Below are 20,153 nucleotides of genomic sequence, written 5' to 3' on the forward strand. Positions count from 1 at the left end.
TACAATAGTCTTACTTTACTCGAGACCACGCATCACGCCAGTGTTGTGTTTTACCAGGAGCATACCCTGCCAACTCACACCATGGTGTTGCAGGCCAATCACGGCAACGGTACACATTACCATTTGGCATACGTACTCTATCGCCCGCACTGTATTTAAAGCCTTCACGATAACGCGTCACTTTAAAACTATTGGGCTTAGTATAATCATTATCATTGTAGTCATTATCGTCATAATTATTATCATTGCCATTAAGACGAATTAACTTCCATGGGCCAGATTCATTATTACGCTGAGGACGATCACCTTGCGTCCACCATTTAGCGACCCACAGTCGTCCAACATAACGTACGCTATCACCTTTGTTATATACAGACTCTTTATTCCATGTCTGCAATCCTGATTGTCCACTCGGTAAGATCGTTGGACGATCATTTGCAAGTGCTACCGATGAAACAGTAGTCAGTGATAATGTGCTTAATACACACATAACAAGCAATGCGCTTTTTTTCATAATAATAGTGATCCCTACTTACAATAAAAATATGGTGAAATAACCACCACTCGTATTTTATAAATTATAACTGATACCAATAGATAATCAGCAAACAATATTGTAAGTAAGCGTATCTAAACGATTAGTAACCACCCGTTTTACTGTATTCCTCTTCAGCAAATTTCTTTCCATCCGCAGCGGCTGCTTGGCAAGCTTGAGGATCAACATCACCACGGTTAACTACATAATGAGTTAATTGCTGTGCTTTTTGAGTACGATTAAAAAACTCATGATAACCAATATTTCTGCATAATTCCCAAGATGACACGCCAGCTGCATTATCAACGGTATAACTATTTGATGGTGTTCCTGCACATCCTACTACTGTAATTGCTATAGCTGCTGCTATTATTATCTTTTTCATACTTATCCCCTTACGCCATCCATCTACGACAATATTATCTCTATGATGCTAATAGCTATTTTTTATATGCTGTTATCTTAGTCTACAGAGCAACACTATAACAACTGAATCTATTATCATCTCTCTTGTGCCAATAAAATCTGACAATAAAAACACGCTATAAGGTATATTTTAAGATTGGATATAATTGCTCATATTGGAATAAAAATTTCACTTTTACGCTAGTAATTAAGCGTAAATTAGCATAAGTTGCGAAGCAATATTAATACCGTGATCAGGATACTTTCCATGAACAATTTTCAGAGCTATTCTCAGCTCCTTCCTTGCTTTGATTGTCGTAAAAATACTGCTGAAGCTGATTTAGGTTGGTTAACACCAACAATGCACGATAGCATTCAACAACAAATTACAGCAATTATCACGGGTAATGCCGCATTTGGTGATGATCTTACAGTGGTTATAACTTGTAGCCCAGAAGAGGCACGTGACTACCTATTGTTAAATGCATTTGGTTACACTGAAGATGAGTTAACATCCAGCGGCATTGATGCTGATGATCTTAAAGATATTGAACAAGAAATCGCGGCGAGTACCACAGCATTGGGCCAAGTGACTTTAGAGCATGAAATCGCTCTACAAGCTTGTAGTGCTTGTGAGTAACTATCGGTTATAGCGCCAAACAATAAAGCTGTTAGACTTACTAGCAGCTTTTTTTATATCGTAATCATTATCACAAAGAATGACACGGATAATCATCTACAATCTATTCACCGCACGTTTGAGCATTAGAGACATCATTAAAAAATTAGCTGAAATATCAAGCCAAACAATAACACTACGACATGCTAATAGTAGATTCCCTATCTCGTTCGTAATCTCACTGTAGGGAATGACGCGTGGTTAGTTTGGATATTCAATGTATAAACATAGTTCTTAATGTTGTGGCGGAGCCGCTGAAGTGGCATTAGAGGATTTGAACCCGCTTTTATGTAAACGAAAAAAAGCCGCTAATAAATAGCGGCTTTTTAATGTGTGGCGGAGAGATAGGGATTTGAACCCGCTTTTATGTAAACGAAAAAAAGCCGCTAATAAATAGCGGCTTTTTAATGTGTGGCGGAGAGATAGGGATTTGAACCCTAGATACGCTATAAACGTATGCTGGTTTTCAAGACCAGTGCTTTCAACCGCTCAGCCATCTCTCCATGGCCGCTATAGTAATAATAACCTTATCAATTGTAAAGTCTTTATAGCGTAACCGCTTAAATATCAGGCAATTATGCGGTTATTTTTTTTCAAAACCACAATCAGTTAAAAATCGCATAAAGCCATAGTTTTCTAGCCATGCTAATTGCTGTTCAGAGCTGACTAAAAAACGACCACTAAAGTTAACACCATGACCCGACAAGGTTTCTACTTGGTTCTTAACCCGTGGAATAATCAACATCCAACGTTCAGTCAGTAAAATATTATAAGGTAGACATTCAGCGAGTCCATTCACTAACTTAGTGGTATTTAACTGTAGAGATTCCATTGCAACTAAATAATCAGCATAGAGTTGTTTTGGATTCAGATCTGTATAGACAAACACCACATGTTTAAACGGCAACAATCCATTTACTATCTGAGATTCTAAAGGAATAGCTGTTCTCACAAGCTGCATGTGGCGATGCATTTGGCTAGAACCAGCATCATGCCCTGCATTAAAGAAACCCAGCACATCACTGCGAGTGATACCTTTAGCCCACGCCGTAAAATCAGCTAAAGTTAGCACCGATGTTTGTGGTATATAATCTTTGGCACAAACCAATAAGTGAGGAACTACGATTGGAAAACGATTTAATAAACACACATAATCCTTATCCATATCCGTTATATAATCACAATGGGTATATGGTGCAACAAAAGGATCTTGTGCCGAAACAGCAGGAGAATGTTTAATTTTCATATTATCAGTAAGTAAATTAACAATATAGTTAACTCCTTGTTGCTGATAAATAATATCGTCGCTCGTTAAAGGTAATAAATCACCACAACCAAGCGCTACCTTCGTTTTTTCCTCACAAGCATTCCAAAGCATTATCTTATTCCTACTTTTACATTACGCGTCACTTTCTTGAAAACAATCGTCACAATTTTGCAGTTCTATTTCATGATTAAAAACAACGACACCTTCAGCTGTCATGTGCTCTGATATTTGATCATCAATATCAGCAATCACCGTTGATTTAATCTTGCCGTGATTAATTTCAGGCTCAGAATAGTTATAATAATTTAAAAGTAGGTAATCTTTCGCTTCATCTGCTGTACAAATAACCTGTACGGTAAAATAGGGTTTGTAATCACTACTACGTTGCTTCAGCATTACATCAATTTGATCAACAATATCAGCCTTCATGCTTGGCGTTAACCAACCAAGATCAGTTTTAGCCTGATGTACGTGACAGTTAAAACAAGGCAGTTCATAAGTGTAAAACTGGAAGTTAGTCATATTCGTTTTCCTTAAATTCCATTCTACTTATAAAATTATGCTTATTTACTTGTTTTTACTAGCATTAAAAATGCAATGTTGAGTTGTAATTACCGATACCCATCTATTATTAATCTTCAGTACCCACGAGTAATAACTCAAACCGTTCATTGCCTCGTAAATTTTCAAAATCATCTTCATCAGCGGCCAATTCCCGTAATGATGTACTATCTTTAATCGCACGTTCAAGATCTGATATGGCTTGTTCTTCCACGCCTAAACAGGCATAGGCACAAGCTCGTTGATATAAAGCATGGGCATTTGTATCATCAACTTCTAAGACTCGATTACACATACTTAATGCCCAGTGAAACTCTCGCATTTCCATTGTGGCGTCAGCTTTATAAGTTAATGCTTCTAAATCACCAGGGCGAACTTTTAATATTTCGTCATAGATTTCTAATTTTTGCTCTGGTGTTTGAGAGCTTTGCGCTCGAAGCCATAAATTATGTACTTCGTTGATTTTTTCTATTTCACGGTTATTTTCACTAATAATGCGCGTTTTACGCTTTAAATCCCGTTCTAGCGCTTTAAATTTTTGCTCATAACTTTCAGAAATATCTTTTAATTGTACTTCTGCCATGCGTTTAGTATTTTCTTTTATTTCACGCATTGATTGCCAGCCAATAAGCGCGATGAGAGAAGCAACACCTGCAATAATATAGAAAAAGTAAGTGACAGTAACATTTGCGTAATTCATTGATTTATCAGCAACAGATAGTTCTCTATCCGTTATATCTCGCGTAATTCGTCGTTCAAGATCTTGCTGATCCATTCGAAGAGACTTCAATTCATCAAGCACATACCGTTCAATCATTGGCTTTTCATAAATACTCTGTTCGGAATAAGGTTTTGCTTCATCTCCATTAGCTGCATGAACAATCGACACAGGAAGCATAAAACAAAACATTACAATTCCTAACAGCATTTTAAACATAAGTGGCAACCTTTCACTAATAAACAAGCATGACAATAAAATGATAAATAAACATAACATCTTTCATTTTTCACATTGTCATATTTAGATTTAAAATCAATAAAGCACGAAAAAACATCATATTTTAAAAAAAATTAGCAGCAAAATCTCGTTTTAGCAAAAAAGTATCAAGGATTGATGATTAATTACTATCAAATGAAAAATACGTTCTAGGCTTATTAATACTAACAATTAACCTTTTAGATATGGATATACAGGAGAGTATATGAAGAATAAAACGGATAAATCATTATGGTTAATTCCAGTGAGCATTAGCTTATTAATCGCACTTTTAGGCTCTATTATACTAATTCCTATGATGTAACGTCATCATTAGAGACTTTTCTGTTTCTTTTTTTATTATCGACTATATACAGACTCAATAATGACATCCGCTCTCTTTCAATACATAAAAAAAGGGATGCTATCTAAGCATCCCTTTTTATATATCATTAACTATTTCGTACTAACCTATTTAAGGTTGGTGTAATAGTTAAGACCTTCTGATAGATTGTTAAAGCCATCAATAGTAGGAACAATCTGACGAATAACACGGTTCCAACGTGCGATTGGTGCTGCTGTTACATATACAATATCGTATGGCTGCAATTCAAACTCAGTACCAATAACCAAGGCTGTTGCATCTTTAATATTTAATTGGTAAATATCTGCAATAGTCTTATCTTTCGCATTGGTCTTAGCTGCGTTACGAGTTGAACGAATAACGAAGATACCAGTAGCATCAGCTTCAAGCTCATTAATACCACCAACGTTACTTAATGCTTCTGTTAAGCTCATACCTGCACGGTCAATCTTCAGTAACTTAGGCTGATTAACTTCGCCCATCACAAAGACTTTTTGATCATCATTACGTGGTACATGGATGATATCGCCATTTTTCAATAAGCGGTTTTCAAGTAAATCACCACGTTGCATTAACGCGTATAGTGAAATTCTCTGGTCTTTACCATCACGTGTTAATGTCACATTACGCCAATCAGCATCAGCAGCTAAACCACCTGACTTATCGATCGCATCAAGTAATGTAAGAGGTACATTGCTAATAGGTTGTTGCCCTGGTGTTTTAACTTCACCAGTAACATATGCTTTTTGAGATCGGAAAGATGCCACGTTCACATCTACTTGAGGACTTTCAATATAAGCTGATAAGCGATTAGAAATGATCTTACGCACTTCAGAAACTGTTTTACCTTCTACATATACTTTACCAATATATGGATAGAAGATAGTTCCATCAGCATGCACCCAGTTACCCGCTTCACTTGCACTACGATATGCACCAGCAGGAATAGTTAATTCAGGGTGATCCCAAATAGTAACGTTTAAAATATCGCCAGGGCCAATATGGTATTCATAATTTGCTAACTCAGCTTCCAAACGTGGATTTTGCTCAGCTTTTACCTTTGGAAGGCGATACTGGTTTACAGTATTAGCCGTCAGAGGATAAACATTTACACGATCAGATAAATCAGTGCTATCACCATCAGCAACAGCCACAACATGCTTACCATCAAGCGATAAGTTTGAACCCGGAACAGTACACCCAGCTAACGTCGATGAGATTAATGCCGCTATTAGAATTTTCTTTGTTAAATCCATTATAAATTCACATATGTTGTTAAAATAAACTATCGTAATCCACTTCTATGTGAATAATTATTCAGCAATAGCAGTATGACTACAATAACTATAGATCAATTATTGATTACGATGATTAATACCTAAAGTTTTATTCTTATCAAATTGTAATATGATTTCAATTTCGAAAAAACCTGGGGATCCAGCTACATTACTGAATAGATATCCCCATTAAGCTTATGCTAGGTAAATTAGTGTTCGTTATAAATCATATAAAAATGAGCAAATAACCAAACCCATATTCTATCTTTTTTATACCGACACTCATACCTTAATGGATCAACATTTAAATATCAAAATAGCAATCCGTAATAACTTTGTATTATTAAAATTCAAACTCATGCATTATAAAACATTTACTATGTAAACATGTCACCTCATAACAACAATTAAACTAATTTACTGTAATTATAAGTTAAACAAATACACTCTCTTAATGTGTACCAGCAATGTTGTAAAATACTTTTTAAATCTGAGCCTAATAATATTATATTAGTTAAAAAACAGCCATTAAATTAAAATATTAAATTAAAATAAAATAAAAAGCACATTTATCACAATCAAAAAAATAAATAAAAACATATAGTTAACGCAATATTCAATATAAAAAAGGAAAAACACACCCCAATAACACTTAATCCCTATCATCCCAATTTTTCTGATTTTCAGATTAAATCAGGCTTAATACATTACAAAATCAAATCCAATCATAACTACCAATAATTACCAATGATATAATGGTTATTGTTATATCTGTTATAAAAACACAACGCCTATATTTTATACACCCGTCGATGACCCATATATTCTAAAATACACCTTAAATTTAAATATATACGATAAAAACAAAGTCATTTATAGCTTGCTATAACAGAATAGTAATTATGTATATAAATAATTCCAAATTACCATTGCCTATCAATTTGAAATTTTTGTTTACAAATTACGACCTTGTTACATAAGCCAATAACAACTTAGTTTTATACTTCCTATTTATTCTACTTATTATTTTTTGAGTGTTTTCGATATGCTTTAACTTTTATATTATACAAAAACACTCATCATAATTAGGTGCTAACATCTAACTCAGCCAACACATCAACCATCATTTATTTGAATGTCTTTGTCAGTATTAAACGTGAATTCAAATAATCAATACAACATATTTTTGTAGGTAATAGCTTGACGAAGTAAACCGATAACTTGGCAAAAAACAGGCACAGATATGCTCTTGCCGGCGTTTTATGACGGCTTATTGTCTTTATTAAAGCAACTTTAATCATTGCTGTTGTTCAATACTTATTCAAATTATAAGAAGTTATTCAACTTAATTTCTGGTATGTAGGAAGCCAAGAAATGAGTAAGTAATAAACATAAAAAGCCCTCAGTTAAAATACTTTCAGCGAGAAAATGTTTTAACTGAGGGCTTTTTGTTGAGCGATAGTTAAATCAATGAATAATTACTTTACGTACTCACCACGACGTAACGCATCAATACGTTTTTCTAACGGCGGATGGGTCATAAATAGTTCAGATAATGACTTCTTACCATTAATACCAAATGCCATCATTGAACCTTCTAAATGTGGCTCTTGGCTCACTTTTAAACGCTCAAGTGCTGCAATCATTTTGTCACGACCCACTAACTTTGCAGAACCCGCATCAGCATAAAACTCACGATGACGGCTATACCACATTGTCAGAATACTCGCGAGGAAACCAAACAACACTTCCATAATTGAAGATACGATAAAGTAGGTCATATAACTACCACCACCCTCACCATCTTCACTATTACTATTAACACCACTAATAGCACCAGCAACAAGACGAGAAACAAAGATGACAAAGGTATTTACCACACCTTGCATTAAGGTCATCGTTACCATATCACCATTAGCAACGTGACTGATTTCGTGGGCTAATACAGCTTCAGCCTCATCACGTGTCATGCTATGCAGTAAACCTGTTGATACAGCAACTAACGAATCATCACGTTTTGCTCCAGTTGCAAAAGCGTTAATATCTGGCGCATCATAAATAGCCACGGTAGGCATACCAATACCCGCTTGTTCTGCTTGACGAGCAACAGTATTGATTAGCCAATGTTCAGTCTCATTACGCGGGTGTTCAATTACAACACCACCTACTGAGCGTAAAGCCATCGACTTTGACATCATTAAAGAAATTAATGAACCACCGAAACCAAACAAAGCCGCCATTACTAACAATCCAGAAAGGCTGCCTGGTTGCATTCCTGTTACCGCATAAACAATGTTAAGTACAATACTGAACACCAACATTACGGCAAGGTTTGTTGCTAGAAACAACGCAATACGTTTCATATCTATCATCTACTCCATTTGAAAGGATATTATTTGTTTGGATTTATACCTTATAAGACTCTGTTTTCTCATCGTCTTGGTACATTCAAGCAACTATTACCTACTATATTCGAATAATATGGCTGTAAATTAAAGTGTTAAATTGTTACTAATTCTTATTAAATTCGAATTTATCTTATATAGCGACAAAATAAGTATAAAATATAGCTAGTAACCATTAAAAACTAACAATTAAATTACACTTAATCTTTTTAGATCCACATAATTATTAAAATAAAGGTTGATTAGACTTTGGTCGTATTGCTTTCATAGCATAAGTCGATTATTGTTGATGTATTGTTATGAAACAGCACACACAAAGAAAAATGAAACAGGGAGGGTTCATGGTTAATAATGAAAGTTATCAAGTTGCTATAGATATTTTACGTTGCCATCTTGGAATGTCCATGGATGAAGCACGTAAAGAACTAGGCCTTGATCAAGCGGCGAATCCAACGCCAACAACAGAAACACCAGAAATACTGATTGGGCTTAATTCACCTAATTAGTTTATCTCTATCAATTAAAACAAAAGGCACATAACGTGCCTTTTGTTGTTTTTATTATCGCTATTTTTAGCTCAATGTTGCCAAATCAATATATACACCTAGATTTACCGCTTGATTATCAGGTAAGTAAGGAATTTCAGCTATTTTCTTACCTGGTAACTGTTGCTCTAACCACATTATCATCGCTGTATAATTATCCGTTTTAGGTTCGGTACAATTTGCAATCCATCCTACGATTGTTAGTCCATCAGCTTGAATTGCTTCTGCTGTTAATAACGCATGGTTTAAGCAACCAAGTTTGATACCTACCACTATAATCACAGGTAACTGCTCTTGCTTTACCCACGACGACAAATAATCGGTGTTATTTACAGGTACTCGCCACCCTCCCGCTCCTTCAATCAGCACACAATCAGATTTAGTTTTAAGGTGTACTAAACCTTGCGATAATATTTTAAACTCAATGATTTTGCGTTCTTCTGCTGCTGCAATATGAGGAGATACAGGGCGATAAAAACGGTAAGGATTAACTTCATCATAAGTCACGCTAACCGATGATGCTTGTTGCAGTAATAAAGCATCACTATTTCGTAATCCTTGTGGTGTTCTATCACAACCAGAAGCAATGGGTTTATACCCTACCATCGCGATACCTGCCTGCTCCGCAGCATTCAAAATGGCACAACTGCAAACAGTTTTACCGACATCGGTATCTGTTCCTGTCACAAAATACGCTTTATGCATTTTTTAATACTCCAAAACACACCTGATAGGTTGCAGGCAATAATCCGTTATCTAATCGAAAATAATCGTAGGCATGCTCTAACTCAATGAACGTTTGTCGCCCAATTAACCCCGCTTGACGCTGTTGCTGTAAATGGGTAGCACCAATACCTTTTAAATCTCGCATCAATTTCATTGCGGAGGAGTAATATACTGTTACTGAGTTACATTCTAATGTTTCAATCATTAAGCCCGATTGTGCAATTTCAGCTTCAATGCGCTGTTGTGTCTTAAACCTATTAACATGTGGCTTATCATCAATCTGTGACCATGCGTGTTTAAGCTCATTTAATGAACCTTCAATTAATGTGGTAAAGAAAATAGCACCATCTGATTTAACAACTCGTTGTAACTCTCGTAACGGCACACTTAAATCATCACACCATTGTAATGCTAAATTACTAAATGCGTAATCATAGCTATCATTTGCCATCACAATATTTTCAGCATCGGTATATAAATACTGGCAATGAACGCCACATCGTTGCTGCGCCTGTAATAACATTTCAGCAGAGATATCTGCCGCCGTTACTTCAAATCCTTGGTGGTGTAACTCATAACTGAAATATCCAGTTCCACACCCAACATCAATCACTGATAGTTTAGCGGGTTGCACCTGCTGCTTTGGCATTAATGCAATTAATTGATGCCCAACTTGGCGTTGAAATGCAGCTGATTTATCGTAATGCGGGGCGGCACGTCCAAAAGCATTCGCTATCGACAACTTCTTTGATTGTTCAATTAAAAATGCAGCATTAGTTTGTTTATCATCCAGCATCGATAACCTCATTCATAGCCAGAGCCAACTGATGAATATCACTTTCATTATGATTGGCTGTCAGTGTTATTCGTAAACGTGCACTGTGTGGTGCAACGGTTGGTGGACGAATAGCCCCCACTTTAATACCCCGCTGTTGTAATTGAGCAGCGATCGCCATTGTTTGGCAACTATCACCAATAATCATTGGTTTAATAGGTGTGATCGTCGGTATAAGACTCCAACTATTATCAAGATAATGATTTAAAGACTCAGACAATGTCTGTAACTTTTCTCGACGCCAAGATTGTGTCTGAATTAAGGTGCAAGCTTGACTTAATGCAGTCGCTTGAGCTGGAGGCATAGCTGTTGAATAGATATAATGACGAGCAAATTGCACTAGATATTCCGCGGTGTCTTGATTACACAATACCGCAGCACCTTGTATACCAAAGGCTTTACCAAAAGTAATAATCAATATATCAGCTTTTATACCTGCTTGATGACAACTCCCTTGTCCTTCATCTCCTAGTACACCACAGCCATGTGCATCATCAACCATCAACCAACTATGGTGTTGAGTTGTTATTTCTCGTAATGATGTTAGCGGCGCACAATCGCCATCCATACTAAAAACACCTTCTGTCACCACCAATGATGCAGTTTCTACTTCCCGTTTTATCGTTGAGAGCTGTTGTTGTAACACTGCCATATCGTTATGAGCAAAACGCTTCATCTTTGCAGGTGATAACATGCCCGCTTCAATTAAAGAAGCGTGATTAAGCTTATCTTGAAACAATTGATCCTGGGATTGTAATAGCGTAAAAAGCACCGCTTGGTTAGCACTAAAACCACTATTAAATAATAACGCGCGTTGATACCCCAACCATTCAGTTAATTGTTGTTCTAAATCCACATGTGGCGGTTGAAAACCAGTCACTAAAGGTGAAGCTGTACTACCCGCACCATATTTCGCCAACCCTTGTTGCCAAGCAGTGATAATTTTAGGCTCTTGTGCTAACCCAAGATAATCATTACTAGCAAAATTTAATATTTTTGAATTAACATCATGGCACTGTAATTGCCGATAAAGCCCTTGTTGCTGACGTGTGATAAGTGCTTGTTTATGGCGTTGATTAAAGAGAGGCATCATAGAATATGTCATCTTTTGTTGGACGTGCCACAACCCGCTCTACGACTTGTTCTAATAATTCTTGAGCTTGAATATCATCAGGTTTTGCTACTTGATGTTGGCTGTTAATCCCCAATTTAGCAAAGAGTTGCATATCTTTATCTTCACCTGGGTTTGGTGTGGTTAACAGCTTACAACCATAGAACACAGAATTTGCACCCGCCATAAAACACAAGGCCTGCATTTGCTCATTCATATCTTCTCGTCCCGCAGAAAGCCTTACCGCTGATTGTGGCATGATGATTCGAGCAACTGCAATAATACGAATAAAATCAAATGGATCGACATTCTCTGCATTTTCCAATGGCGTCCCTTTTACTTTAACCAGCATATTAATAGGCACACTTTCAGGATGAACGGGCAAGTTGGCTAATTCCACTAGCAAACCGACACGATCTCGCGTGCTTTCTCCCATTCCGATTATGCCACCAGAACAAATTTTCATTCCTGCATCACGCACATGTGCCAAGGTATCTAATCGGTCTTGATAAGTCCGTGTGGTAATAATATTGCCATAATACTCAGGAGACGTATCAAGATTATGGTTGTAATAATCCAACCCTGCCGCCGCTAATGTCTGAGCCTGATCGGTCGTGATCATACCCAGTGTCATGCATGTTTCTAGTCCCAGTTTTTTAACGCCTTGCACCATATCAAGCAAATATGGCATATCGCGATCTTTAGGGTTTTTCCATGCAGCTCCCATACAAAAACGTGTTGCTCCTGATTGCTTGGCTTTCAGTGCAGCATCCAACACACGATCAACTTCTAATAAACGCTCTTTTTCTATATCAGTACGATAATGTGCGCTTTGGGGACAATATTTACAGTCTTCAGGGCAAGCACCTGTTTTAATAGAAAGTAATGTACTGACTTGCACTTGATTCGGTTGATGAAATTGACGATGAACCTGTTGTGCTTCGAAAACTAAATCCATAAATGGTTTCTGAAATAAAGCTTGTACTTCCTCAACAGTCCAATTGCTACGAACGTCCACAATACATCCCTCTTTTCTATTTTTATTATTCAAAAACACTCTATTGTTGATAAGTATAAAAACGATGTAGAGCCGCTTTTATACTGACATCACTCGTATAAAATTTAACCAAATAGAGATTTGCTCATCTTTAGTTGTTGGCTAGTCTACTAATAGTACGTAGACTGTCAACCTTGAATAATAATTTAGGTTTACTAGTGTGCATAAAAAACTCGCAATCGATATTGAATTCGATCAACGTCATATTTGGCATCCTTACACATCAACTATCAATCCGCTTCCATGTTACCCTGTAACTAATGCTAATGGGGTATATATTACCCTTGAAGATGGCACTCAATTAATTGATGGTATGGCTTCATGGTGGTCTGCAATTCATGGCTATAGTCACCCACACCTGACTGCAGTGGCTAAAAATCAACTGGATAAAATGTCACATGTTATGTTTGGCGGTATCACTCACCAACCAGCGGTTGATCTCTGTAAAAAATTAGTATCAATGACACCACAAGGCTTAGATACTGTTTTTTTGGCCGATTCTGGTTCGGTTGCCGTAGAAGTTGCACTGAAAATGGCATTGCAATATTGGCATGCTAAAGGCCAATCTCGCGCTAAGTTTTTAACCCTTAGACATGGTTATCATGGCGATACTTTTGCTGCTATGTCAGTAACCGACCCTGATAACTCGATGCACAGTCTTTATAAAGACTTTGTTCCTGAACATATTTTTGCAGATTCTCCCCAATGTGGATTCAGGGATGAATGGAATGAAGATGATATTAATGATTTCTCTGAAAAATTAACTCAACATCACCAACAGATTGCTGCCGTTATTTTAGAGCCAATAGTTCAAGGTGCAGGAGGAATGCGTTTATATCATCCAACCTATTTATGTCGAGTACGTGAATTATGTGATAATTATGGCGTATTATTAATTGCAGATGAAATTGCCGTCGGTTTTGGTCGTACGGGAAAACTGTTTGCCTGTGACCATGCCAATATTAGCCCTGATATTATGTGTGTAGGTAAAGCACTCACTGGCGGATATATGACATTATCAGCAACCATCACTCATAAAAAAATTGCAGATACAATATGCAGTGGTGATGCGGGGTGTTTTATGCATGGTCCAACATTTATGGGCAACCCTCTCGCCTGTGCCGTTGCTAATGCTAGCCTTGAAATACTAGAACAAAACCAATGGCAACAACAAGTTGCATCAATTGAAGAACAACTAGCAGCTGAATTACCCCCAATAGCAGCACTTGATAAAGTAAAACAAGTACGTTGGTTAGGTGCCATTGGTGTGATTGAATTACATCAACCCGTCAATATGGTTGAAATACAACAGGCTTTTGTTAATGCTGGCGTATGGATACGTCCTTTTGGAAAACTTGTCTATATTATGCCGCCTTATATTATTACATCAACACAACTCTCATGTTTAACTCAGGCAATATACAAAGTATTAAATACATAATGCTATGTAGCTAAACAACCTTTTATTTTACCTTAGTATCATAAAGCAGACATTGTTCTATTTTAGTCTGCTTATACTGATTAAAGGTGCCCGACCAACATAATAATAACCATATATCGAGCGACGATTTCCTCATTAATCACTATGTATGTCTTAAGGTTATTATTATGCAACTACCACTTTTCCCCGTTGATATTTACTTACTACCTAACGGTATTTGCAAATTACAGATTTACGAACAACGTTATATTCGCTTAGTAAAACTCGCCACAGCTAACCATCATGGTTTTGGCCTCTGTATGAAAATTGATGATAATCTTTGTCATTTTGGCACTCGAGTTATTATTACTGATTTTGATCCACTACCCAATGGCTTTATGAGTATCACAATTCAAGGTACCGAAATGTTTTTGATTAATAATCATTGGCAAGATAACGATCGTCTTCATATCGGTGATACTTCACCCGTGCCTAACTGGCACAGTAAAAACATCACCTTCATTGATCAAAACATTTCAGATAACTTAAAACAACTGTTCCAGCAGCACCCAGATCATGCCAGTTATTACCCTGATCCAAAATTTGATGATATTACTTGGGTGTGTCAACGATGGCTTGAGATTTTGCCATTAGAAGTTAATCAGAAACAATGGTTCATGAGCCGTAACGATTGTAGTGCTGCATTATCTTTCTTACATACAGTGATTAATACTAATTCAAACTTAGAATAGACCCTATTCTTAATAATCACCCCATAACTACACACTCAGTTATGAGTGAATATTTATTATGTTTAATAGTAAATGTCACAATCAATCAAAATAGTATTAATATATTATTATTTAATTCAATTAATATATTTAAAAATAACCAAATAGTATTTATTATATTTCAATCAAGCACATTAAATGCATTATTAGTCGTAGATATTCAATTATTTATGGTTAAATAATCACTGTACTGATAATCATTATCCTTAATGACAAGGAATAGTTTTATTAATTAAAATAATCACTTAAAACATTAGCTTATGTATGCAAACATATTGTTTCCAATATTGTTCTAATCACACTATCGGCTTATTTATATACTCTCCATAACAGATTGATTTTTTATAAGTATTTTTAATTTTATTGCTAACCGAATTTATATTCACATCACATTTAATTAATAAGTATGATAAATACAGAAAAAAAATAGATAGAAAGTTTCTTTTTCATGCCTACAATAATCTCCCCACTGAGGTAATCAGTACAAAAAATACTATTCACATAGTAATAATAATTAGAAATAAAATTCGTCTATTTGAATACGGAATAAGACGACTCAGCCAGGGAAAAAAACATGCTTAATCTAGCAATATCTGTCATTCCAATTTTATTATTAATTTGGATGATGACAAAAAAAAATGCGCTACCTTCACATGTTGCACTACCTTTAACAGCATTACTTATTGGTATCTTACAATTAATTTATTTTGGCACTAGCGGCCGATTATTAGCCGCAAACATTATTTCAGGCTCTTTATCAGCACTTACACCTATCTCTATTATTGCTGGTGCGATTTTATTAAATCGGACCCTCTCAATTTCAGGCTGTGAAGATGTCATTAAACAATGGTTAGAAGGCATTAGTAAAAACCAAGTCGGTCAGTTAATGATCATTGGTTGGGCATTTGCTTTTATGATTGAAGGTGCTTCAGGATTTGGCACCCCCGCTGCCATTGCGGCTCCAATTCTTGTTGGACTCGGCTTTAACCCTTTACGGGTCGCCATGTTAGCGTTAGTCATGAACTCCGTTCCCGTTTCTTTTGGCGCAGTAGGAACACCAACATGGTTCGGGTTAGGTAACTTAGGGCTGTCTGATGCAGAACTGCTACACGTAGGTAGCTTATCTGCCATTATGCATACAGCTGCGGCGATAGTTATTCCAGTTATTGCCTTAACCTTTATTGTTAGTTGGCAACAAATTCGTCGCAATATTATTTTTATTCAGCTAAGTATTTGGTCATGTACATTGCCGTATGTATGGCTTGCACAATGGAACTATGAGTTTCCAGCACTTATTGGTGGTGCTATTGGCTTAACATTATCAATACTATTTGCACGCTACAACATCGGCTTAGAAAAGAAAGTACCAATAGATACAGAAAAAACAACGGTTACTTTGCCATTTGGGCGCGTGTTTAAAGCCATGGCTCCTACCCTGTTACTGATCGTTATTTTAATTGTAACCCGCATTAAACAATTAGGATTAAAAGGCATGCTGAATGACGCAACCCCAATGTGGAATTTCCACTTAGGTTTTGCCGACTTACACATAAGCCAAGCGTTAATTATTCACATTAGTCAAATTTTAGGTACTGACACCGCATGGGCATACAAAACGCTATATGTGCCAGCGTTAATTCCTTTTTTCTTGGTTGTTTTCGTGTCGATTCCTTTTTTAAAGATGAATAGACACCAAGTAACAACAGTATTTAGCGACACAGCATCACGAATCAAAACACCGTTTATCGCCCTAGTTGGTGCATTGATTATGGTGAAATTCATGATGATTGGCGGTGAGCACTCACCCATTATGACAACAGGTAACGCATTTGCACATTTACTGGGTAAAAATTGGCAATATTGTGCCGCTTATTTAGGGGCATTAGGCGCATTTTTCTCAGGCTCTGCAACGGTTTCCAACCTAACTTTTGGTGCAATTCAACAAAGTATTGCTCACACAGTCGGCCTGCCAGAAACAATAATTCTGGCATTACAATCGGTCGGTGGCGCAATGGGTAATATGGTGTGTATCAATAATATTATTGCAGTGTCAGCCATACTTGGTATTGCAAATAAAGAAGGTTACATCATTAAACGAACTGTTATGCCAATGATCTTATATGGCGTAATTGTTGCGATAGTGAGTACGTTTCTTTAACCACTAAATAAAAAATAGGTTGGCATACTGTGTAAGTAGATGCCAACCGCTAGTTTAACGTCAACATTTCAGGCGCCTTTACGCCATTGGAGCAATAAAATGAAGGTAAACTTTTTTGTCACTTGTCTTGGCGATACTGTAAAAGCAGAAGTTGCTAAAAAGACGGTACAACTGCTTGAGCAGTTAGAGTGTGAAGTGATTTTTCCTGAACGCCAAGGGTGTTGTGGTCAACCCGCATTAAACAGTGGTTATATCGAAAAAAGCAAGCCTGCAATGAAAAGCATGATCGAAGCTTTTGAAATCAATGATTATCCGATTGTGACGCCTGCTGGTTCGTGTGCCGCTTCTGTGAAGAAATACCCACATTATTTAGAAGATGAGCCTGAATGGGCTGCCCGCGCACAAAAAGTGGCTGACCGCTTATTTGAATTAACTCAATTTGTCGTTCGTCAATTAGGTGTAGAAAACGTCGGTGCACGTCTTAAAGGTAAAGGCGTTTACCATCCATCTTGTAGTCTTATTCGTAAATTAGGCGTACGCGAAGAGCCACTTATTTTACTTAATAATGTTGAAGGCCTTGAGCTGTTACCTATCGATAACCAAGAAACTTGTTGTGGTTTCGGTGGTACTTTCTCCGTCAAGATGTCTGAAATTTCAGGTGAAATGGTGACTGAAAAAGTACAGCATATTAGCGCAGTTAAACCTGACTTCTTAATTGGTGCCGATATTAGTTGTTTATTAAATATTGGTGGTCGTATTAGCCGTGAAGGTCAACCTATTAAAGTAATGCACATTGTTGATGTGCTGATGAGTCGTTAAGAGGTCATTATTATGTCAATGAAAACTAGCAACGTTAAATTTAAAGATCGTATTCATCTAAAAATGAAAGACGAATCTATGCGTGCCGCCGTTGCCAACGCACAAGAACGTATGTTTAAAAGCCGTGCAGTTGCTGCTGAAAAACTCGGTAACTGGGAAGAATGGCGTGAAATGGGCATGGATATTCGTAACCATGTACTTGAAAATCTTGATTACTACTTGCAACAGCTGAGTGAAAATGTAGAAAAAAATGGTGGTCATGTTTTCTTTGCTGCAACCGCTGAAGATGCAACTAACTACATCGAAACGATTGTAAAGAAAAAGAACGCCAAAAAAATCGTAAAATCTAAATCAATGGTGACTGAAGAAATCGGCATGAACCAGATGATTCAGCGCAATAATTGCGAAATCATCGAAACCGATTTAGGTGAATATATACTACAAGTCGATGATTGTGATGCTCCATCTCACATTGTTGTACCTGCATTACATAAAAACCGCACCCAAATTCGCGAAGTGTTCAAAGAAAAGCTCGGTTATGACGGCACCTCAGATCCTGAAGCCATGACCCGCTTTGTCCGTGAGCATATTCGTCATGATTTCCTTGAAGCTGAAATCGGTATTACTGGGTGCAACTTTGCGATTGCAGAATCAGGTACCGTTACTTTAGTAACAAACGAAGGTAACGCACGTCTAGCCACCAGCTTGCCAAAAACACATATCGCTGTCATGGGTATGGAGCGTATTGTTCCAACCTTTGAAGAGTTTGATATTGTTGCTAGCCTATTATGTCGCAGTGCAGTTGGTCTACCATTAACAGGTTACGTAACCGCGTTAACGGGTCCACGTGAAGGTGATAACTGTGATGGTCCAGAAGAATTCCACCTTGTTATTGTCGATAATGGTCGTTCAAAAATTCTAGGCTCAGAATTCCGCCCAATTCTACGCTGTATCCGTTGTGCTGCGTGTGTTAACACTTGCCCTGCTTACCGTCATATTGGTGGTCAATCTTACGGTTCAATCTATTCAGGTCCAATTGGTGCAGTATTATCACCACTACTTGGTGGCTATGAAGATTTTAAAGACCTACCTAATGCCTGTAGTTTATGTCGTGCTTGTCATGATGTGTGTCCAGTAAAAATTCCACTGTCTGATTTGTTACTAAAACACCGCCAGATCATGGGTGAAGAAAAAATCACCGCGTCATCAGAACGTGCAGCAATCACTGGTTTTAACTTTGTTAATTCACACCCTTTCATCTGGGATAAAACAGTTAAAATCGGCGCAATTATGGCTGGAAAACTGATTAAAGATGGCAAGCTTCCCTTTAAAGTGGGTTTGCTTAATGCATGGACACAAACGCGTGATTTACCCGCACCAACAGGTCAATCATTCCGTAGCTGGTTCAAAAACAGAGATGACAAATAAGGGGCTTCCGCATGTCAGAGCAACGTATTTTTAACCGCGATAGTTTCCTTGATAATATCGCAAAACAACTTGGCCGTGAGCGTATTACTGCACCCGTAGCACGCCCAAACCTTAAATATAACTGTCACAAAGATGTATTTGCAGACAAGAGCCCAGATGAATTAAAAGCTATTTTAGTTGATTACACTGAAACAACATTAGCCTCTCAGGCATTGGTTACAACAAAAGATAAGCTAACAGAAACATTACGTAATGTATGTTTTCACTATTGCACTGATGATGGTGAAGGCCTTAATCCTATCGGAGAAACTATCTTTACTGCGGATAATCGTCTGTTAGATATAGTAAATCCGAAAGATTTAGCTGAAAAGCAACATGGTGTCTACATCTGGGATCATAGTGCAGGTTACGATGCAAACATTGCTGTTGCAGAGCGCGCTAAAGTCGGCGTAGTATTCGCAGAACAGGCATTAGCTGAATCAGGCACTATGGTACTTTATAGCCAAGCAGCACAAGGTCGAGCCGTTAGTTTGCTCCCTGAAGCCTCTGTTTTCATTGTACCTAAAAGCAATATCGTTCCTCGTTTAACACAAGCGACAGAACGATTACATCAAAAAGCACAAAATGGTGAACGTATTCCATCATGTGTGAATTTTATTTCAGGTCCTAGTTCGACAGCAGATATCGAACTGATCAAGGTTGTTGGTGTGCATGGGCCCGTCTTTGCCACCTACATCATTATTGATGATATGTAATTTTACCTATCACCAATAGTGATAAACAAACTAGCAGGA

General features: G+C 37.2%; 19 protein-coding genes and 1 tRNA gene. 8 read left to right on the top strand and 12 right to left on the bottom strand.

The features are described from left to right. Positions 1-10: 10 nt before the first annotated feature. Both CZ809_RS06485 and CZ809_RS06490 read right to left on the bottom strand, forming a co-directional pair. Positions 11-514 (bottom strand): carbohydrate-binding protein, encoded by a 504-nt coding sequence (locus CZ809_RS06485; protein ID WP_080156620.1) that lies wholly within the window; start codon positions 512-514, stop codon positions 11-13. Positions 515-638: 124 nt separating this feature from the next. Then, entirely contained in the window at positions 639-920 is a 282-nt protein-coding gene (locus tag CZ809_RS06490; protein WP_080156621.1) for a hypothetical protein, read from the bottom strand. A 288-nt stretch (positions 921-1,208) separates the two neighbouring features. On the opposite strand from CZ809_RS06490, the gene CZ809_RS06495 reads away from it, so the two are divergent. Continuing rightward, positions 1,209-1,580, top strand: a complete 372-nt coding sequence (locus CZ809_RS06495; RefSeq protein WP_080156622.1) for a hypothetical protein — start codon at positions 1,209-1,211, stop codon at positions 1,578-1,580. Positions 1,581-2,031: 451 nt separating this feature from the next. On the opposite strand, the gene CZ809_RS06500 is transcribed toward CZ809_RS06495, so the two are convergent. The 6 genes from CZ809_RS06500 to htpX all read right to left on the bottom strand — a co-directional run bounded on the left by CZ809_RS06500 (position 2,032) and on the right by htpX (position 8,427). Beyond that, positions 2,032-2,122 (bottom strand) — tRNA-Ser (locus CZ809_RS06500). Between the two features lie 80 nt (positions 2,123-2,202). Next, positions 2,203-2,997, bottom strand: a complete 795-nt coding sequence (locus CZ809_RS06505) for an ATP adenylyltransferase family protein (protein ID WP_080156623.1) — start codon at positions 2,995-2,997, stop codon at positions 2,203-2,205. A 21-nt stretch (positions 2,998-3,018) separates the two neighbouring features. Further along, positions 3,019-3,408 (bottom strand): hypothetical protein, encoded by a 390-nt coding sequence (locus CZ809_RS06510; protein WP_080156624.1) that lies wholly within the window; start codon positions 3,406-3,408, stop codon positions 3,019-3,021. 109 nt (positions 3,409-3,517) lie between these two features. Further along, on the bottom strand, positions 3,518-4,357 hold the full coding sequence (locus CZ809_RS06515; RefSeq protein WP_370738015.1) for a TPR end-of-group domain-containing protein: 840 nt from the start codon (positions 4,355-4,357) through the stop codon (positions 3,518-3,520). A gap of 537 nt (positions 4,358-4,894) precedes the next feature. Next, complete coding sequence (locus CZ809_RS06520; RefSeq protein ID WP_080156626.1) at positions 4,895-6,043, bottom strand: polysaccharide export protein; 1,149 nt, start codon at positions 6,041-6,043, stop codon at positions 4,895-4,897. Positions 6,044-7,542: 1,499 nt separating this feature from the next. Continuing rightward, positions 7,543-8,427 (bottom strand): protease HtpX, encoded by an 885-nt coding sequence (gene htpX / locus CZ809_RS06525; RefSeq protein WP_080156627.1) that lies wholly within the window; start codon positions 8,425-8,427, stop codon positions 7,543-7,545. Between the two features lie 383 nt (positions 8,428-8,810). Here htpX and CZ809_RS21245 point away from each other — a divergent pair, with 383 nt between their 5' ends. Next, positions 8,811-8,975 carry a hypothetical protein gene (locus tag CZ809_RS21245; RefSeq protein ID WP_162841594.1) on the top strand — a complete coding sequence of 55 codons (165 nt, stop codon included), beginning with the start codon at positions 8,811-8,813 and terminating at the stop codon, positions 8,973-8,975. Positions 8,976-9,041: 66 nt separating this feature from the next. Here CZ809_RS21245 and bioD read toward each other — a convergent pair whose 3' ends face one another. From bioD to bioB, 4 genes are read right to left on the bottom strand one after another with little or no spacing between them, the layout of a single operon-like run. Beyond that, positions 9,042-9,719 carry a dethiobiotin synthase gene (bioD, locus tag CZ809_RS06530; protein WP_080156628.1) on the bottom strand — a complete coding sequence of 226 codons (678 nt, stop codon included), beginning with the start codon at positions 9,717-9,719 and terminating at the stop codon, positions 9,042-9,044. Next, the gene (gene bioC / locus CZ809_RS06535; protein ID WP_144396170.1) at positions 9,712-10,536 is read right to left on the bottom strand and encodes a malonyl-ACP O-methyltransferase BioC; all 825 of its coding nucleotides are present in this window, start codon (positions 10,534-10,536) and stop codon (positions 9,712-9,714) included. The genes bioD and bioC overlap by 8 nt, the downstream gene beginning before the upstream one ends. Then, on the bottom strand, positions 10,526-11,665 hold the full coding sequence (gene bioF / locus CZ809_RS06540; RefSeq protein ID WP_080157171.1) for an 8-amino-7-oxononanoate synthase: 1,140 nt from the start codon (positions 11,663-11,665) through the stop codon (positions 10,526-10,528). The genes bioC and bioF overlap by 11 nt, the downstream gene beginning before the upstream one ends. After that, the gene (gene bioB / locus CZ809_RS06545) at positions 11,652-12,704 is read right to left on the bottom strand and encodes a biotin synthase BioB (protein WP_080156630.1); all 1,053 of its coding nucleotides are present in this window, start codon (positions 12,702-12,704) and stop codon (positions 11,652-11,654) included. The genes bioF and bioB overlap by 14 nt, the downstream gene beginning before the upstream one ends. Positions 12,705-12,903: 199 nt before the next feature. Here bioB and bioA point away from each other — a divergent pair, with 199 nt between their 5' ends. From bioA to CZ809_RS06575, 6 genes are all read left to right on the top strand, one after another. Continuing rightward, on the top strand, positions 12,904-14,184 hold the full coding sequence (bioA, locus tag CZ809_RS06550) for an adenosylmethionine--8-amino-7-oxononanoate transaminase (protein WP_235865851.1): 1,281 nt from the start codon (positions 12,904-12,906) through the stop codon (positions 14,182-14,184). A 167-nt stretch (positions 14,185-14,351) separates the two neighbouring features. Continuing rightward, positions 14,352-14,915: an LON peptidase substrate-binding domain-containing protein gene (locus CZ809_RS06555; protein WP_080156631.1), complete on the top strand. Its 564-nt coding sequence runs from the start codon at positions 14,352-14,354 to the stop codon at positions 14,913-14,915. Between the two features lie 613 nt (positions 14,916-15,528). Further along, positions 15,529-17,112, top strand: a complete 1,584-nt coding sequence (locus tag CZ809_RS06560; RefSeq protein ID WP_080156632.1) for an L-lactate permease — start codon at positions 15,529-15,531, stop codon at positions 17,110-17,112. A 99-nt stretch (positions 17,113-17,211) separates the two neighbouring features. Continuing rightward, a complete protein-coding gene (locus CZ809_RS06565) occupies positions 17,212-17,931 on the top strand; it encodes a (Fe-S)-binding protein (protein ID WP_080156633.1) in 720 nt (239 codons plus the stop codon). 12 nt (positions 17,932-17,943) lie between these two features. Further along, positions 17,944-19,359 carry a LutB/LldF family L-lactate oxidation iron-sulfur protein gene (locus CZ809_RS06570; protein WP_080156634.1) on the top strand — a complete coding sequence of 472 codons (1,416 nt, stop codon included), beginning with the start codon at positions 17,944-17,946 and terminating at the stop codon, positions 19,357-19,359. Positions 19,360-19,370: 11 nt separating this feature from the next. Continuing rightward, complete coding sequence (locus CZ809_RS06575) at positions 19,371-20,114, top strand: LutC/YkgG family protein (RefSeq protein WP_080156635.1); 744 nt, start codon at positions 19,371-19,373, stop codon at positions 20,112-20,114. The last annotated feature ends 39 nt before the right edge of the window (positions 20,115-20,153 follow it).

This window comes from Photobacterium piscicola, from assembly GCF_900166965.1.
Lineage (GTDB): Bacteria > Pseudomonadota > Gammaproteobacteria > Enterobacterales > Vibrionaceae > Photobacterium > Photobacterium piscicola.

Excerpts from the sequence above, each read along its gene's own strand:
- CZ809_RS06485 (WP_080156620.1), bottom strand. The coding sequence starts at position 514 with ATGAAAAAAAGCGCATTGCTTGTTATGTGTGTATTAAGCACATTATCA.
- CZ809_RS06560 (WP_080156632.1), top strand. The coding sequence starts at position 15,529 with ATGCTTAATCTAGCAATATCTGTCATTCCAATTTTATTATTAATTTGG.
- CZ809_RS06520 (WP_080156626.1), bottom strand. The coding sequence starts at position 6,043 with ATGGATTTAACAAAGAAAATTCTAATAGCGGCATTAATCTCATCGACG.
- CZ809_RS06505 (WP_080156623.1), bottom strand. The coding sequence starts at position 2,997 with ATGCTTTGGAATGCTTGTGAGGAAAAAACGAAGGTAGCGCTTGGTTGT.
- CZ809_RS06490 (WP_080156621.1), bottom strand. The coding sequence starts at position 920 with ATGAAAAAGATAATAATAGCAGCAGCTATAGCAATTACAGTAGTAGGA.
- CZ809_RS06515 (WP_370738015.1), bottom strand. The coding sequence starts at position 4,357 with ATGTTTTGTTTTATGCTTCCTGTGTCGATTGTTCATGCAGCTAATGGA.
- htpX (WP_080156627.1), bottom strand. The coding sequence starts at position 8,427 with ATGAAACGTATTGCGTTGTTTCTAGCAACAAACCTTGCCGTAATGTTG.
- bioD (WP_080156628.1), bottom strand. The coding sequence starts at position 9,719 with ATGCATAAAGCGTATTTTGTGACAGGAACAGATACCGATGTCGGTAAA.
- CZ809_RS06575 (WP_080156635.1), top strand. The coding sequence starts at position 19,371 with ATGTCAGAGCAACGTATTTTTAACCGCGATAGTTTCCTTGATAATATC.
- CZ809_RS06570 (WP_080156634.1), top strand. The coding sequence starts at position 17,944 with ATGTCAATGAAAACTAGCAACGTTAAATTTAAAGATCGTATTCATCTA.
- CZ809_RS21245 (WP_162841594.1), top strand. The coding sequence starts at position 8,811 with ATGGTTAATAATGAAAGTTATCAAGTTGCTATAGATATTTTACGTTGC.
- CZ809_RS06555 (WP_080156631.1), top strand. The coding sequence starts at position 14,352 with ATGCAACTACCACTTTTCCCCGTTGATATTTACTTACTACCTAACGGT.
- CZ809_RS06510 (WP_080156624.1), bottom strand. The coding sequence starts at position 3,408 with ATGACTAACTTCCAGTTTTACACTTATGAACTGCCTTGTTTTAACTGT.
- CZ809_RS06565 (WP_080156633.1), top strand. The coding sequence starts at position 17,212 with ATGAAGGTAAACTTTTTTGTCACTTGTCTTGGCGATACTGTAAAAGCA.
- bioF (WP_080157171.1), bottom strand. The coding sequence starts at position 11,665 with ATGCCTCTCTTTAATCAACGCCATAAACAAGCACTTATCACACGTCAG.
- bioC (WP_144396170.1), bottom strand. The coding sequence starts at position 10,536 with ATGCTGGATGATAAACAAACTAATGCTGCATTTTTAATTGAACAATCA.
- CZ809_RS06495 (WP_080156622.1), top strand. The coding sequence starts at position 1,209 with ATGAACAATTTTCAGAGCTATTCTCAGCTCCTTCCTTGCTTTGATTGT.